This is a genomic window from Crenalkalicoccus roseus (assembly GCF_004761865.1).
Classification (GTDB): Bacteria; Pseudomonadota; Alphaproteobacteria; order Acetobacterales; family Acetobacteraceae; genus Crenalkalicoccus; species Crenalkalicoccus roseus.
The window spans coordinates 363473-378325 of record NZ_SJDM01000002.1 but is presented as its reverse complement, the minus strand read 5'-3'; the positions used below and the strand labels follow the sequence as shown (position 1 = coordinate 378325).

The following is a 14853-nucleotide window of genomic DNA, read 5'->3' as shown; positions in this document are numbered from 1 at the left end:
CTAGGCCCGAGTAGCTCTGGCTGGAATCGGCTTGTGATTAGCTGCGGCGCGGCGTGGTGTGATTCGTAGGTGTCCAGCTTGGGCTGGAGGCTGCGATGGCGTGGCGTCGGGGGCAGGCCTACGGGCAGGACCTGCGGGATCGGGTTCTGGCGGCAGACGGCGAGCCGATCCGCGAGGTGGCCGAGCGGCTCTCGGTCAGTCCGTCCTATGTCGTGAAGGTGCGGGTGCGGCTGCGCGAGACGGGTGAACGCGAGGCACGGCCCCAGTGCAACCAGGTGCCGCTTCGGCTGGCACCGATGCTTTCGGCACTCCGCATGAGGGCCACGTCAGATGCGACGGTGGCCGAGTTGCGGGCCTGGGCCGAGACCGAGCATGGGGCGCGGGTCAGCCATCAGGTGATGTGGAAGGTGCTCACCCGGCTCGGGCTGACGCTCAAAAAAAGCGGCTCCGCGCGGCCGAGCAGGACCGCCCCGACATAGCCGAGGCCCGCCGCGCCTGGACTAAGGCTGCTCCCCGTCTGGACCCGGCCCGCCTGGTGTTCCTCGACGAGACCTGGGCGACGACGAACATGGCCCGCACCCATGGCCGGGCGCTCCGCGGGCAACGCCTGCTCGCCGCCGTGCCGCACGGCCATTGGCACACGACCACCTTCCTCTGTGGCCTGCGCACCAGCGGACCCGTCGCGCCGCTCGTTCTGGAAGGTGCCATCAACGGTCGCGCCTTCCGCGCCTATGTCGAGCAGATGCTCGCGCCGACGCTCGGCACGGGCGATATCGTCATCATGGACAACCTCGGCAGCCACAAGGTCGAGGGCGTGCGCGAGGCCATCCAGGCGCAGGGCGCGCGGCTGCTCTACCTGCCGCCCTACAGTCCCGACCTGAACCCGATCGAACTCGCTTTCAGCAAGCTCAAGCGCCTTCTGCGCTCCGCCGCCGCCAGGACTGTCGCCACCCTCTGGGATACCATCGGCAGCCTCCTCGACCGCTCCAGTCCCAGCAAATGCGCCGCCTACTTCCAACACTGCGGCTATGCACAGTCAGGGCAATAGAGGTCTAGAGCATCCTCCGTCTGCCCTGGCTCAGGGCAAACGCTCCGGCTCGTTGATCGTGCGAGCATCTTCGCCCGTCCGGGCAAGCCCACCCGAATGGGATCTGCCCTCGCCGGGGTCGAGGACGCGCAGCCGCGGCGCCTCCTGCGGCATCGCGTTGCCTTCCTCGCGCTCGAAGCGGACGGCGTTCGGGTGCAGCACGCAGCAGCGGGCCGCCTCCTCCACGCTGCGCGCGCCGGCCTGGGCGAAGGTGGTGCGCAGCTCTTCCATGAAGGCCGCGGTGGCGTGCGCGCCCCCCTCCCTGCCCAGCGCCGCGACGGCGAGCAGGAAGGCGCGACCGGCGAAGGCGAAGTCGGCGCCGACAGCCAGGGCGCGGAACACGTCCAGGCCGGAGCGGACGGAGCCGTCGTAGAGCACCTTCGCCCGGCCGCCGAGGGCCGCGGCGATGGCCGGCACGGTGTCTATGGAGGCGGGCGCCGCGTCGAACTGCCGCCCGCCATGGTTGGAGACCCATACGCCGTCCACCCCCAGGGCCGCCGCGCGCTCCGCGTCCTCCGGATGCTGCAGCCCCTTCAGCACCAGCGCGCGCGGCCAGAGGTCGCGGAACCGGGCGATGTCGTCCCAGGTGACCCCGGTGGTCATGTGTCGGTGCACGAAGCCGGCCAGTTCGCCCACGCCGGCCTCCTCGCCCACGTATTTCCGCATGTTCTCGAAGCGCGGCTGGCCGCGGCGCAGCATCTCCAGCGCCCAGAACGGCGCGAGCGCGATGTCGCGCAGCGTGCGCGGGCGGTAGCGGAAGGGCACCACCAGGCCGTTGCGGATGTCGTGCACGCGCTTCTGGCGCATCGGCACGTCGAGGGTGAGCACCAGCGCATGCGCCCCGACCGCCTCGGCCCGCCGGATCAGGTCCACCGAGATGGCGTGGGCGTCCGCCGGCAGCCCGTAGAGCTGGAACCAGAACACGTCGGGCGCGATCGCCGCCAGCCGCTCCATGCCCACATTGGCCACGGTGGAGCTGACATAGGGGATGCGGGCCTGCTGCGCCGCGGCGGCGAGGATGGCATCCGCCTCCGGCCAGACCATGCCGACATTGCCCATCGGCGCGACGCCGAGCGGCATGGCGTAGTCCCGCCCGAACAGCCGCGTCGCAGTGGATACTGCGGACACGTCGCGCGCGTAGCGCGGCACGATCCGCACCGCGTCCATGGCGGCGCGGTTGTGCGCCACGTTGGGCGCGCCGTCTCCCACGCCGCCCGCGACGAAGTCATAGGCGAAGCGGGCGATGCGCCGCCGTGCCCGGCGGTCGAGATCGCCATAGGTCGGAAAGCGCCTGCGCAACCGGCCGGCCGGCGTCTCGGCCGCCCCCATCGCACCCCAACTGCCCTCGCCGCGCTTGGCCCCCATGCTCCGCCCCTCATTCTCGCCCGTGCCGCAGGATGCGGGGAACAGGGGGACATGCCCCGCCTCCTTCCTTCCGCACCCTCAGGCCTCGCCGCCGAGGGGATGATGCATCGCCGAGGGCAGGAGGCAAACCCGCCGGCGCGCGGAGCGCGCCATGGCCTTTCCCGCGCCGCGCCTGGCATGCTAGCGCCCGATGCGCGGCGGCGGAGTCGCCGGAGCGGTGACTCCGCCGCGCGACGAGGGGCCGGCCTCCGGCCCCGCCGGGCTTCCGGGGTGCCGCCACTCGTGCAACCATCCCGGATCGCCCGCGTCCCTCCGTGATCCGACCCAAGGCAGGAGCAGACCGGATGAACATGACGATGCGTGCGGAGCGCCGCCTTCTCTCGCAGGCGGAGCTTGAGGCGGTGGAGCCGACCCACTATCCCGCGATCTGCGCCCTCTCCCGCCAGGATCTCCTCGCCGCGGCGCGGCGCCTGCGCGAACTCCGCGACCGCGCGCGCGACATCTCGCGGCAGCAGCGGCGGGAGATGCGCGGCAAGGCGGAGGCGCGGGGCGCCTCTCCGGCCCGCGACAACACCGGGACCAGCCTCAAGAAGCAGGTGCTGGCCAAGGCGCTGAAGCGTGTGAACCGCGAGTTGCAGCGGCGCGAAGAGATCGAGGATGGCGCGCCGCCGGAGGCGCTGCACGCCGACCGCATGCGCCGCCACCCTTCGGGGCGCCGCAACGAGCCCCGGCCGGCCGCAGTCTGAGGCACCGCGCAACCCTCGGCGCAGCGGCACGTTGCGGCAGGGTCATCCCCCCGCAAGGATCGCCGAGGGTGCGGCAGGCCACAGGCAGGATCACCGTGGTGCAGGAGGGCCGGTTCCGGCTGCAGGCCGAGAATGGGCGCGGCCTGCTCTTCCTGCTGCACCATGGCGCGGCGCTCGAGCCGCAGGACCTGCCTGCGCTCAAGCATCGACGAGTCCGGATCCGCTACGAGGAGGGCAAGGACCTGATCGCGGGCATCGCCCGCGACGTGGTCCTGCTGGAGGAACCAGGGAGAGGCGCATGAGCCGTCAACCGCCCCGCCGCGGCCTCGCCGAGCGCGCCGCCGAATTCGCCCGGGAATGGTCGGTGCCACGGCAGTTGCGCGGCGCCGACCACCGGCGCGAGGCGGCGGAGGCGGCGATCTCGCGCACCCTGCGGCCGCGGCTGGAGGAGGCGGACCGCGTCGGCACCTCCATCTGCCCCTACTGCGCGGTGGGCTGCGCGCAGCTCATCTACGCCAGGGACGGCAGGCCGATCCATGTCGAGGGCGACCCGCGCAGCCCGGTGAACCAGGGCACGCTCTGCCCCAAGGGCGCCGCGACCTTCGGGCTGATGACGAGCCCGATGCGCCTCGACCGCTGCCTGCACCGCGTCCCCGGCGCGACCGCATGGCGCGAGGTGACGCTCGACTGGGCGATGGACCGCATCGCCCATCTCGTGAGGCGCACGCGCGACGAGACCTTCGTGAAGGACCTGCCGGACGGGACGCCGCTGAACCATACGCTCGGCATCGCTTCCATGGGCGGGGCGACGCTCGACAACGAGGAGAACTACCTGATCAAGAAGCTGTTCTCCGGCGGCCTCGGCATGGTGTTCGTCGAGAACCAGGCAAGGGTCTGACACAACAATTCGGTGCCCAGTCTGGGCGCCACCTTCGGCCGGGGCGCGGCGACCATGCCGCAGTGGGACCTCGCCAACTCGGACTGCGTCCTGGTGATGGGGTCCAACATGGCGGAGAACCACCCGATCGCCTTCCGCTTCGTCCTGCAGGCGAAGGCGCGCGGCGCCACCATCATCCACGCAGACCCGCGCTTCACCCGCACCAGCGCCATGGCGGACATCTACGCGCCGATCCGCGCGGGCACGGACGTGGCCTTCCTCGGCGGTATCATCCGGCACGTGCTCGAGCACGACCTCTGGTTCCGCGAATGGGCGATCCCCTACACCAACATCGCCACCATCCTCGGCGAGGACTACCGGGACGCGGAGGATGGCGACGGGCTGTTCTCGGGTTGGCAGGAGGAGTCGCGGAAGTACAGCCCGGAGAGCTGGCAGTACGAGGGGGTGACGATGCCCTCCGCCCTCGCCGAATCCTATGTGGACACCGAAGGCTTCTGCGAGGCGACGAAGCGGCTGCACGAGGGGCCGCCGCCCAGGGACCCGACCCTGCAGCACCCGCGCTGCGTCTACCAGGTGATGAAGCGCCACTTCGCCCGCTACACGCCGGAGATGGTGGAGCGCGTCACCGGCTGCCCGCGCGAGGTGTTCCTCAAGGTCTGCGAGGCGCTCGCGCGCAATTCGGGCCGCGAGCGCACCACCGCCATCTGCTACGCGGTGGGATGGAACCACCACAGCACCGGCGTGCAGATCATCCGCTCCGGCGCCATCCTGCAGGCGCTGCTCGGCAATGTCGGGCGGCCGGGCGGGGGCATGCTGGCGCTGCGCGGCCACACCAGCATCCAGGGCAGCACGGACATCCCGACGCTCTACGACATGCTGCCCGGCTACCTGCCGCAGCCCCACGCCTTCAAGCCGCACAGCACGCTGGAGAGCTACCTCGACGCCGAGACCAGCCCTACCGGCTGGTGGCGCAATTTCCCGAAATACGCCGTCAGCCTGCTCCGCGCCTGGTACGGGGAGGCGGCGGCGCCGGAGAATGGCTGGGGCTTCGACTGGGTGCCGCGCATCGTCGGCGACCATTCGCAGCTGCCGCTGACGGTCGCGATGCGCAACCGCATCATCCGCGGCCTGTTCGTGATGGGGCAGAACCCGGTGGTCGGCAGCAGCAATTCGCTGCTGGTGCAGCGTGGCCTCGCCGACCTCGACTGGATGGTGGTGCGCGACTTCGCCGAGACCGACACGGCGAGCTTCTGGCGCGACGGCCACCTGGTGCGCTCGGGCGGAATGCGGCCGGAGGACATCCGCACCGAGGTGTTCCTGATGCCCGCCGCCCTCTCCGGCGAGAAGGCGGGCAGCTTCACCAACACGCACCGCCTGCTGCAGTGGCACGACAAGGTGGTGCCGCCGCCTGGCGACAGCCGCTCCGAGCACTGGTTCGTCTATCACCTGGGGCGCCGCCTGAAGGACCTCTACGCCGCCAGCGAGCGCGAGGAGGACCGTGCCATCCGTGCCCTGACCTGGGAGTATCCGGTGGACGACGAGGGCGAGCCGGATGCCGAGGCGATCCTGCAGGAGATCAACGGCTACACCTGGCCCGACCGCACGCTCCTCCCCGACTTCGAGGCGCTGAAGGAGGACGGCTCCACCGCCTGCGGCTGCTGGATCTACAGCGGCGTCTTCCCGAAGCCCGGGGAGAACCGCTCGCGCGCCCGCAGGCCCGACGGGCCGGAAGGGCCGGGGACGCATCTCGGCTGGGGCTTCGCCTGGCCCTCCAACCGCCGCACCCTGAACAACCGCGCCTCCGCCGACCCGGAGGGCAGGCCGTGGTCGGAGCGCAAGAGGCTGGTCTGGTGGGACGAGGCGAAGCAGGAATGGGCAAGCCCGGACCAGATCGACTTCCCCAAGGACAAGCGCCCGGACTACGAGCCCGACTGGTCGCGGAAGCCCGCGGGCATGGACGCCATCTCCGGCCGCCAGCCCTTCATCATGATCCCGGACGGCGTCGCCGGCCTGTTCGTTCCCTCCGGCCTCAAGGACGGGCCGCTGCCAGCGCATTACGAACCGGTGGAGAGCCCGGTCGCCAACCCGCTCTATGGCCAGTCCATCAGCCCCGCCGCCAAGCGGTGGGAGCACGCCGACAACCCGGTGCACGGCACCGGGGATCCGCGGTGGCCGCATGTGCTGACCACCTTCCGCCTGACCGAGCACCATTCGGGCGGCACGCCGACCCGCCTCGTCCCCACCACGGCCGAGCTGCAGCCGGAGGGCTTCGCCGAGATCCCGACCGAGCTCGCGCGCGCGCTCGGCATCCGCAGCACGGACTGGGTGGTGATCTCCACCCCCCGCGGCGCGATCGAGACCCGCGCCCTGGTGACCGACCGGCTGCGCCCCTGGCGGCTGGACGGGCGCATGGTGCACCAGATCGCCCTGCCCTGGCATTTCGGCTGGGTCGGCTATGCCACCGGCGATGTCGCCAACGTGCTCACCGCCGTGGTGGGCGACCCGAACACGGGCATGCACGAGAACAAGGCGCTGACCTGCGCCCTCCGCCCCGGCAGGCTGCGCCGGGCGGGCGGCGCCGGCGTGGCGAGGGAGGCGCGGTGATGGAAGGCGGCCTGGCGCACAGGCGGGCACTCGATTACGCGGATCGCGACCCTCGGGGCCCGATCCCGCAGGAGGCCGAGATCACCACCGGCCGGCGCGTCGAGCCTGGCCGCGCCTACGGCTTCTTCACCGACACCACGCTCTGCATCGGCTGCAAGGCCTGCGAGGTGGCATGCAAGGAGTGGAACCAGCTCCCCGCCGACCATCTGGGCCTGACCGGCCACAGCTACGACAACACCGGCCATCTCGGCGCCCACACTTGGCGCCACGTCACCTTCAACGAGAAGATCGGCAAGGATGGCAGGCGCGCCACCACCATGCCGCCCTACCAGTCCCACTGGCTGATGATGTCGGATGTGTGCAAGCACTGCGATCCGGCGCCCTGCCTGGAGGCCTGCCCCACCGGCGCGCTCTTCCGCACCGAGTTCGAGAGCGTGGTCGTGCAGCAGGACATCTGCAACGGCTGCGGCTACTGCGTGCCCGCCTGCCCCTTCGGGGTGGTGGAACTCTCGGTCGAGGACGGCAAGGCGCACAAATGCACCCTCTGCTACGACCGGCTGAAGGGCGGGCTGGAACCGGCCTGCGCCAAATCCTGCCCCACCGACTCCATCCGGTTCGGCCCGGTGGAGGAGCTGCTCGAGGGGGCGAAGGCCCGCGTGGCGCGGTTGCACGCGCAGGGCCAGCCCGCGGCCTACCTCTACGGCGCCCCGGGCACGCCCCGCGCGACCGGCGGCATCGGGCGCCTCAACGCCTTCTTCCTGCTGATCGAGCGGCCGGAGGCCTACAACCTGCCGCCGGCGCCCTCGCGCCCGGCCCCTCGCGCGCTGCCCTCAATCCTGTCCGGGCTCGCCGCCGTGGCCGGCCTCGCCGCGGCAGCGCTGCTGATCGGGGTGGGGCGGCGATGAACGAGGCGACGCGCCCGGAGGGCTGGAGCGGCGAGACCTATCACGGCCGGCCCGTCACCAAGGCCAGCAGCTTCGACTGGAAGGTTTCCGCCTACATCGCCCTGCTCGGCATGGCCGGCTCGGCGCAGGTGATCGCGGCCGTCGCCCGTCGCGCCGGCGGGCGGCGGGCGCGGGGCCTGGTGCGCCGCGCGCGGCTGGTCGCGCTCGCCGGCAGCGTCGTCGGACCGCTGGTGCTGATCCAGCACCTGAAGACGCCGTCGCGCTGGTACAACATGCTGCGCATCGTGCGGCCGACCTCGCCGATGTCGCTCGGCTCCTGGCTGCTCACCGCCTTCGGGGGGCTGAGCGCGCTGACCGCGCTCGGCGCGCTGTTCGGCCACCGCTCGCGCCTCGCGCGGCGCGTCGCGGATGCGGCGCAGCTGCCGGCCGCGGCGGCGGGGGCGGGGATGAGCGTCTACACCGCCTCGCTGCTCTCCGCGACCAGCACGCCGCTCTGGGCCGCGGCGCCGGGGCCGCTGGCGGCGCAGTTCGGCGCCGCCTCCATGGCCGGCGCCGCCTCCGCCCTCGCCCTGGCGCAGCGCCGCGCCGGCGAGGTGGGCAGCGCGCGGCGGCTGGAGCGGCTGGCCGCCCTCGCCGCCGCGGGCGAGCTCGCCGCCTCGCTGCTCGCCGAGCGGCGCTGGCGCGAGGCGGGCGTCGGGCACGCGGCGCAGCGCGGCCGGGCGGCGCCGCTGCTGCAGGGCGCCAAGGCCGGCGGGATGGCGCTGCCCCTGCTCGCGCACGCCGTCTCGGGCCGCCGTTCCGGCCTGCTGCCGGAGCTCGCCTCCCTCGCCCTGATCCTCGGCGGCGCGGCGCTGCGCCACGGCGTGCTGCAGGCGGGCAACGAGAGTGCCTGCCGGCCGGAGGATGCGTTCCGCCACGCCGATCCGCGGCGGCGGCGATGAGCGGCAGCCTGCACGCCGAGGAGGCGGCGCTGCGCGCGGCGGCGCTCGCCGCGCTCGACCGGCTGATCGCCGAGGCGCCGCCCTGCACGGTGGACGAGGCGATGGAGGCGATGCGCCGCGCCGTGGCGCTGCGCGACTACCTGGTGGCGCGGCACCGCGAGGGGGCGGAGGATCCCGGCCTCGCCTCCCGCCTCGCCTGCGTGAACGCGACGCTCAGCCTGACCTGGTCGGGTGCGGTCCCGACCGAGGGCTTCCGCAAGGACCTGCTGAAGCGCGCCCGCGCCGCCCTCGCCGCCTGCGGCGATGCGGCATGAGCGACACCGGCACCCAGGCGCGCGCGGCCGGCCGGCCGGATCCGAGCCCCGACGTCCACGCGCCGCCCGAGATCGCCGAGAAGACGGCGAGGAAGGGCGAGAGCAAGGCCGGGCTCGACCTTCCGGTGCTGCTGGTGCTCGCCACGCTGGCCGGCGCCTACATCGCCTTCGGGGGGCTGTTCGCCACCGTGGCCCTGGCCGGCGCGGAGCAGGCGCTGCCCTTCGGCGTGGCGCAGGTGCTGGCCGGACTCGTCTTCTCGCTGGGGCTGATCCTGGTTCTGGTAGGCGGGGCCGAGCTGTTCACCGGCAACACGCTGCTGGTGGTCGCCTGGGCGGAGGAACGCGCGGGCTTTTCCCCGGTGCTGCACGCGCTCGGCATCGCCTGGGTGATGAACTTCGCCGGTTCGCTCGCGGTCGTCGCCCTCGCCTTCCTCGCCGGCGTGCACGAGGCGGGGGAGGGCGCGGTCGGCGCCGCGGCACTGCGCATGGCGGAGGAGAAGGCGTCCCTCGGCTTCGGCACGGCGCTGGCGAGCGGGGTGCTGGCGAACATGCTGGTCTGCCTCGCGGTCTGGCTCGCCTTCGGGGCGCGTAGCGCGGCCGACAAGGTGCTGGTGATCGTGCCGCCGATCGCCGCCTTCGTCGCGCTCGGCCTCGAGCATTCGGTGGCCAACATGTCGCTGATCCCGATGGGGCTGGCAGTGAAGGCGCTGGCCGCGCCCGGCTTCTGGGCCGAGGCGGGGCTGGCGCCGGCGGACTTTCCCGCGCTCACCCTGGCGGGCTTCGCGAACAACCTCGCCGCGGCGACGATCGGCAATGTGATCGGCGGGTTCCTGGTCGGTGCGGGATACTGGTTCGCCTATCTGCGGCCGCGCGACGCGGGGCCGGGATAGGGCGGCGCGGAACCGCTGCGCAGCCGCGCCGTTGGCGCCTCAACCTCACGCCTGCAGGGGGAAGTCCGCCGGGGATGCCCTCGATTCCATCTCTCGCCTACTGCGGTCCGCCTCCCCTGCCGGCGGAGCTGTGGAGCCGCTGGACCTTCGATCCGCTTCTGCTGCTTGGCATCGCCCTGGCAGGCGCGGCGGGGCTGTGGGCGGGGCGCCGCCTGCCCGCGTCGCGGCGCGCCGCCTTCGGCGCCGGCTGGCTGGTTGTCGCGCTCGCCTTCGCCTCGCCGCTTTGCGCGCTGGCCGTCGCGCTGTTCGGCGCGCGCGCGGGCCAGCACATGCTGCTGGCGCTGGTCGCGGCGCCGCTGCTCGCGCTCGGCCTGCCGCGGGGCGGCTGGCAGGTGCCGGGCAGCCTCGCCGCGGCAGGCTTCACCGCACTGTTCTGGCTGTGGCACCTGCCTGGCCCCTATGACGCGGCGCTGCGCGACGGGCTGATCTACTGGCTGTCGCACCTCTCCCTGCTCGGCGCCGCGCTGGCGCTGTGGCGGGCGCTGCTGCGGGAGGGCGCCGGGCCGGGCGCCTGGGCGCTCGGCGCCATGGCCTCGGCGCAGATGGGGCTGCTCGGCGCGGTGCTGGTCTTCGCGCCGGTGCCGCTCTACGCCAGCCACCTCGCCACCACCCTGCCCTTCGGGCTGACGCCCCTGCAGGACCAGCAGCTCGGCGGGCTGCTGATGTGGGTGCCGGGCAGCCTGGCCTTCCTGCTGGCCGGCCTGGGCGGCCTGCTGCGCCTTCTCGCTCCCGCCTCGGGCAGGGCATGAGGGGCGCATGGCTCGCCGCCCCGGCGGCGCTGGCGCTCGCCGGCTGCGAGGGGGCGCAATCCTGGCTCGACCCGCGCGGCGTGAACGCGCGGGAGACGCTGGACCTCTGGCTGCTGACGGTCTGGGTCTCGGCCGGCGTGATGGTGCTGGTGACGGCAACGATGCTGCACGCGCTGTTCGCCGCGCGCTGGCGCGGCGGCCGCCGCTGGCGGCTGCTCCTCATCGGCGGCTGCGGCGTGGCGCTGCCGGCAGTGGTGCTGCCGGTGTTCCTGGTCTCCAGCCTGCGCATCGAATGGCCCTATGCGCACCACCGGCCGGGCGATTTCGTGATCGATGTCGTCGCCTGGCAATTCTGGTGGGAGGTGCGCTACCCGCACCCGGAGGGCGGCCCGCCGGTGGTCGCCGCCAACGAGATCCGCATCCCGGTGGGCCGCCCGGTCCGCTTCAACCTCGCCACCGAGGACGTCATCCACAGCTTCTGGATCCCGGCGCTGGCGGGCAAGGTGGACATGATCCCGGGCCGCATCAACTCCGCCCGCGTCCTCGCCGAGCGGCCGGGCGAGTTCCGCGGCGCCTGTTTCGAGTTCTGCGGCCTGCAGCACGCCAACATGGCCTTCACCGTCCACGCCATGCCGGCGGAGGAGTTCGAGGCGTGGCTGCGGCGCGAGGCCGGCCCCGCCCCGCCTCCGGCGACCGAGGAGGCGCGGCGCGGCCATGCGCTGTTCCTCCAGCACGGCTGCGGCTCCTGCCACGCCGTGCGCGGCCACGGGGCGGAGGGCCGGGTGGCGCCGGACCTGACCCGCCTCGCCTCCCGCCCCACGATCGGGGCGGGGATGCTGCCCAACACGCGCGGATCGCTCGCGGGCTGGATCGCGGCGACGCAGCAGATCAAGCCGGGGGCCAACATGCCGTCCTTCAACCAGCTCTCGGGGCCGGAGCTGCACGACCTCGTCTCCTATCTGGAGGGGCTGCGGTGACGGCGGCGCGCCCTCCCTCGGGGCAGCGCGGCGAGGAGGAGGAGCTCGCCCGGGCCTGGTCCTCGCCGCCCGGCTGGCGCTCGCTCTCGGCGGTGAACCACCGGCCGATGGGGCGGCGCTTCGTCGGCACGGCGATGCTGTTCTTCCTGATCGCGGGCCTCCTTGCCCTGCTGATCCGCGCCCAGCTCGCCGTGCCGGAGAACGACCTGATCGGGCCGGACGCCTACAACCAGATCTTCACCATGCACGGCACGATGATGATGTTCCTGTTCGCCGTGCCGGTGCTGCAGGGCGCGGCGACCTGGCTGATACCGCTGATGCAGGGCACGCGCGACCTGCCCTTCCCGCGCCTCGGCGCCTTCTCCTACTGGTGCTTCCTGTTCGGCGCCACCATCCTGGTCTCCTCCCTGCTGCTCGGCATGGCGCCGGACGGAGGCTGGTTCATCTACCCGCCCTTCTCCAGCCGCCACTACTCGCCCGGGCCGAACATAGACTTCTGGCTGATCGGCATCACCTTCGCCGAGATCGCCGGCGTCGCCTTCGCGGTCGAGATCATCACCGCCATCCTGCGCACCCGCGCGCCGGGCATGTCGCTCGCGCGCATGCCGCTGTTCTCCTGGTTCGTCCTGGCGACGGCGGGGATGATCCTGCTCGGCTTCCCGCCGCTGATCCTGGGCTCGATCCTGTTCGAGCTGGAGCGCGCCTTCAACTGGCCGTTCTTCGACGCGACGCGCGGCGGCGATCCGGTGCTGTGGCAGCACCTGTTCTGGCTGTTCGGCCATCCGGAGGTGTACATCATCCAGCTCCCGGCGCTCGGGCTTTTGGCGATGTACCTCTCCGTGCACTGCCGCGTGCCGACCTTCGGCTACGCCTGGGTAGTGGCGGCCGCGCTCGGCACCGCCTTCCTCTCCATGGGGCTCTGGGTGCACCACATGTACGCGGTGGGCATCCCCCAGCTCTCGCTCGCCTTCTTCGCCGCGGCGAGCACGCTGGTCGCGATCCCCTCCGGCATTCAGGTGTTCTCGGCGATCGCCACCATCGGCTCGGGCCGGCCGGTGTTCCGCACCCCGCTGCTCTTCGCCTGCGGCGGCTTCCTGTTCATCTTCACCCTCGGCGGCCTGACCGGCGTGATGGTGGCGCTGGTGCCCTTCAACCTGATCGCGCACGACACCCAGTTCGTGGTGGCGCACCTGCATTACGTGCTGGTCGGCGCCGCGGTGTTCCCCCTCCTCGGCGCGCTGCACCACTGGTGGCCGGCGGCGGTCGGGCGACAGCCGAGCGAACGCGCCGGCAAGTGGTCCTTCTGGCTGCTCTTCATCGGCTTCAACCTCACCTTCTTCCCGCTCCACCACACCGGCCTCGCCGGCATGCCGCGGCGCGTCTACACCTACCCGGCCGGGCTCGGCTGGGAGTGGACCAACCTGCTCGCCTCGATCGGCGCGGCGATGTTCGCGCTCGGCGCCCTTCTCTTCCTCGGAAGCCTGCTCGCCACGCTGCGCCGCGGCGCGGCGCGGCCGCCCGACGACCCCTGGCAGGCCGGCACGCTGGAATGGTGGCGCACCCCGCCGCCGGTGTACAATTTCCGCGCCATCCCGCAGGTGACGGAGCGCTACCCGCTGTGGCAGCAGCCGGGGCTCGCCGCCGCCATCGGGCGGGGCGAGGGCTACCTCGCCGATCCGCAGGGCGGCCAGCGCCTGATCGCCATCACCTCCGAGGTGGAGGCGCGGCCGGAAATGGCGTCCGCCCTGCCCGGACCCACCTGGATCCCGATCATCACCGCCGCCTGCTTCGCGGTGCTGTTCCTCGGCGTGCTGACGCAGGTCTATCCGCTGGCGGTGCTGGGCGGCATCGCCGCCTGGATCGCCGTGGTGATCTGGATGTGGCCGGATCCGGACGCGGCCCACCCGCCGACGGTGCGCGCCACCGCCGAGCTGCGCCTGCCGCTCGACCGCGGCCATCACCAGGCGCCGGGATGGACCGCGCTGTGGCTGACGCTGGCCGCCGATGCGGCGCTCTACGCCTCCCTGGTCTTCGCCTTCTTCTTCCTCTGGGGCTATGCGGCGCAGTGGCCGCCCGCCGTCGCGGCGCCGCCCTCCCTGCTGCTGCCGGCGCTCGCCTGGGCGCCGCTGCTTGCCGCCCTCGCCGCCGTGTGGTGGGGCGAGGCGGCGATCCGCCGGGGCGACCGCGGGCGCCTCGCCCGCGCCTGCTGGATCGCGGTCGGCGCCGGCGCCGTCTTCCTGGCGATGCAGGCCTCGGTCGCCGCAGGCCTCGGCCCGCCCGAGCGGCACGCGCGCGACGCGCTGTCGCACTTCACCGTGCTCTACCAGGGCTTCCACGTCGCGGTCGGCATGACCATGGCCGGCATGGTGGCGCTCCGGGCGCGGCGGGGCGACTTCGCGCCGCAGCGCCACCTCGCCGTGCGCATCGCCACCCGCTTCTGGTCCTACGCGGTCCTGCTGTGGATCGTCGGCTTCCCGCTGGTGCACCTCGCGCCCTGGCTGTTCGCGCGATGAGCGCCGCCCTCGCCCTCCTTGGCCCGGCCGTGCTCTGGGCCATCCACTTCCTGGCGGTCTACATCTTCGTCTCGCTCGCCTGCCTGTGGCGCTGGCAGGACGCGACCCTTCTCGGCCTGCCGCTGATCGAGGCCGTGGTGGCGCTGCTGACCCTGGCCTTCATCGGCGCCATCGCGGCCTGCGGCTGGATCTGGGGATGGAGCGACGGGTTCCGCGGCCGCGTCGGCATCGGCATGACCGCGCTCTTCGCCGTCGCCACGGCCATGGTCGGGCTGCCGACGCTGCTCACCGCCGCCTGCGTCGGGCTGCCGGTGCAGATCGGCGGCGGCTGAGGGAGGTGCCGATGCGGCCGCTGCTGCGCCTGCTTCCGCTGCTGTTGCTCGGCGGCTGCCTCGGTGAGGGCGAGCCCCCGTCCCATCTCGCGGTGCCCGGTGCCGACCCGGCGCGCGGCCAGGCGCTGATGCGCGAGCACGGCTGCGGCGCCTGCCACCGCATCCCCGGCGTGCGCCAGGCGCGGGCGATGGTGGGGCCGCCGCTCGACGACTATGCGCTGCGCGGCTACGTCGCCGGTGTGCTGCCGAACCGGCCGGCCAACCTGATCGCCTGGCTGCGCGATCCGCCGGCCATCACCCCGGCCACCGCCATGCCGAATCTCGGCCTCACCGAGCAGGAGGCGCGCGATATGGCGGCCTATCTCTACACGCTCGGCGCGCGCAGGGCGACGGTCTATCCCCCCGGCGTGCAGCCGCACCGTGCCGCCGGGCCGGGCCGCATCGCCGGGCCGCCGCCGGCGCCGCCCTGAGC

The 14853-nt window shown here is 73.0% G+C and carries 14 protein-coding genes; 13 read left to right on the top strand and 1 reads right to left on the bottom strand.

Annotation, left to right across the window (positions count from 1 at the left end):
- Nucleotides 1-95 precede the first annotated feature (95 nt).
- A protein-coding gene (locus ET526_RS03880) for an IS630 family transposase (protein ID WP_135466336.1) occupies nt 96-1048 on the top strand; the annotation gives its coding sequence in 2 pieces (ribosomal slippage) (nt 96-432 and nt 432-1048; 954 coding nt in all).
- 30 nt (nt 1049-1078) lie between these two features.
- On the opposite strand, the gene ET526_RS03875 is transcribed toward ET526_RS03880, so the two are convergent.
- Nucleotides 1079-2452: an alpha-hydroxy acid oxidase gene (locus ET526_RS03875; RefSeq protein WP_135466335.1), complete on the bottom strand. Its 1374-nt coding sequence runs from the start codon at nt 2450-2452 to the stop codon at nt 1079-1081.
- Between the two features lie 344 nt (nt 2453-2796).
- Between ET526_RS03875 and ET526_RS03870 the strand changes: the two genes are divergently transcribed.
- From ET526_RS03870 to ET526_RS03810, 12 genes are all read left to right on the top strand, one after another.
- The gene (locus tag ET526_RS03870) at nt 2797-3198 is read left to right on the top strand and encodes a hypothetical protein (protein ID WP_135466334.1); all 402 of its coding nucleotides are present in this window, start codon (nt 2797-2799) and stop codon (nt 3196-3198) included.
- A 68-nt stretch (nt 3199-3266) separates the two neighbouring features.
- On the top strand, nt 3267-3500 hold the full coding sequence (locus tag ET526_RS03865) for a hypothetical protein (protein WP_135466333.1): 234 nt from the start codon (nt 3267-3269) through the stop codon (nt 3498-3500).
- Nucleotides 3497-6700 carry a formate dehydrogenase gene (fdh, locus tag ET526_RS03855; RefSeq protein ID WP_158295484.1) on the top strand — a complete coding sequence of 1068 codons (3204 nt, stop codon included), beginning with the start codon at nt 3497-3499 and terminating at the stop codon, nt 6698-6700. The genes ET526_RS03865 and fdh overlap by 4 nt, the downstream gene beginning before the upstream one ends.
- On the top strand, nt 6700-7605 hold the full coding sequence (locus ET526_RS03850) for a 4Fe-4S dicluster domain-containing protein (protein WP_135466331.1): 906 nt from the start codon (nt 6700-6702) through the stop codon (nt 7603-7605). The genes fdh and ET526_RS03850 overlap by 1 nt, the downstream gene beginning before the upstream one ends.
- The gene (gene nrfD, locus ET526_RS03845; RefSeq protein ID WP_135466330.1) at nt 7602-8546 is read left to right on the top strand and encodes an NrfD/PsrC family molybdoenzyme membrane anchor subunit; all 945 of its coding nucleotides are present in this window, start codon (nt 7602-7604) and stop codon (nt 8544-8546) included. Before ET526_RS03850 ends, nrfD begins: the two co-directional genes overlap by 4 nt.
- The gene (locus ET526_RS03840; protein WP_135466329.1) at nt 8543-8860 is read left to right on the top strand and encodes a hypothetical protein; all 318 of its coding nucleotides are present in this window, start codon (nt 8543-8545) and stop codon (nt 8858-8860) included. The genes nrfD and ET526_RS03840 overlap by 4 nt, the downstream gene beginning before the upstream one ends.
- Nucleotides 8857-9750, top strand: coding sequence for a formate/nitrite transporter family protein (locus ET526_RS03835; protein ID WP_135466328.1), 894 nt, complete (start codon nt 8857-8859; stop codon nt 9748-9750). The genes ET526_RS03840 and ET526_RS03835 overlap by 4 nt, the downstream gene beginning before the upstream one ends.
- Nucleotides 9751-9824: 74 nt before the next feature.
- The gene (locus ET526_RS03830; protein ID WP_135466327.1) at nt 9825-10559 is read left to right on the top strand and encodes a cytochrome c oxidase assembly protein; all 735 of its coding nucleotides are present in this window, start codon (nt 9825-9827) and stop codon (nt 10557-10559) included.
- Complete coding sequence (locus tag ET526_RS03825) at nt 10556-11536, top strand: cytochrome c oxidase subunit II (RefSeq protein WP_135466326.1); 981 nt, start codon at nt 10556-10558, stop codon at nt 11534-11536. Before ET526_RS03830 ends, ET526_RS03825 begins: the two co-directional genes overlap by 4 nt.
- Nucleotides 11533-14049: a cbb3-type cytochrome c oxidase subunit I gene (locus ET526_RS03820; protein ID WP_204623469.1), complete on the top strand. Its 2517-nt coding sequence runs from the start codon at nt 11533-11535 to the stop codon at nt 14047-14049. Before ET526_RS03825 ends, ET526_RS03820 begins: the two co-directional genes overlap by 4 nt.
- Nucleotides 14046-14381 carry a hypothetical protein gene (locus ET526_RS03815; RefSeq protein WP_135466325.1) on the top strand — a complete coding sequence of 112 codons (336 nt, stop codon included), beginning with the start codon at nt 14046-14048 and terminating at the stop codon, nt 14379-14381. Before ET526_RS03820 ends, ET526_RS03815 begins: the two co-directional genes overlap by 4 nt.
- Before the next feature lie 11 nt (nt 14382-14392).
- Nucleotides 14393-14851, top strand: coding sequence for a c-type cytochrome (locus ET526_RS03810; protein WP_135466324.1), 459 nt, complete (start codon nt 14393-14395; stop codon nt 14849-14851).
- The last annotated feature ends 2 nt before the right edge of the window (nt 14852-14853 follow it).

Bases quoted from the DNA above. Each gene is read 5' to 3' on its own strand.
- ET526_RS03875 (WP_135466335.1), bottom strand. From the start codon at position 2,452: ATGGGGGCCAAGCGCGGCGAGGGCAGTTGGGGTGCGATGGGGGCGGCC.
- ET526_RS03870 (WP_135466334.1), top strand. From the start codon at position 2,797: ATGAACATGACGATGCGTGCGGAGCGCCGCCTTCTCTCGCAGGCGGAG.
- ET526_RS03850 (WP_135466331.1), top strand. From the start codon at position 6,700: ATGGAAGGCGGCCTGGCGCACAGGCGGGCACTCGATTACGCGGATCGC.
- nrfD (WP_135466330.1), top strand. From the start codon at position 7,602: ATGAACGAGGCGACGCGCCCGGAGGGCTGGAGCGGCGAGACCTATCAC.
- ET526_RS03840 (WP_135466329.1), top strand. From the start codon at position 8,543: ATGAGCGGCAGCCTGCACGCCGAGGAGGCGGCGCTGCGCGCGGCGGCG.
- ET526_RS03835 (WP_135466328.1), top strand. From the start codon at position 8,857: ATGAGCGACACCGGCACCCAGGCGCGCGCGGCCGGCCGGCCGGATCCG.
- ET526_RS03830 (WP_135466327.1), top strand. From the start codon at position 9,825: ATGCCCTCGATTCCATCTCTCGCCTACTGCGGTCCGCCTCCCCTGCCG.
- ET526_RS03825 (WP_135466326.1), top strand. From the start codon at position 10,556: ATGAGGGGCGCATGGCTCGCCGCCCCGGCGGCGCTGGCGCTCGCCGGC.
- ET526_RS03815 (WP_135466325.1), top strand. From the start codon at position 14,046: ATGAGCGCCGCCCTCGCCCTCCTTGGCCCGGCCGTGCTCTGGGCCATC.
- ET526_RS03810 (WP_135466324.1), top strand. From the start codon at position 14,393: ATGCGGCCGCTGCTGCGCCTGCTTCCGCTGCTGTTGCTCGGCGGCTGC.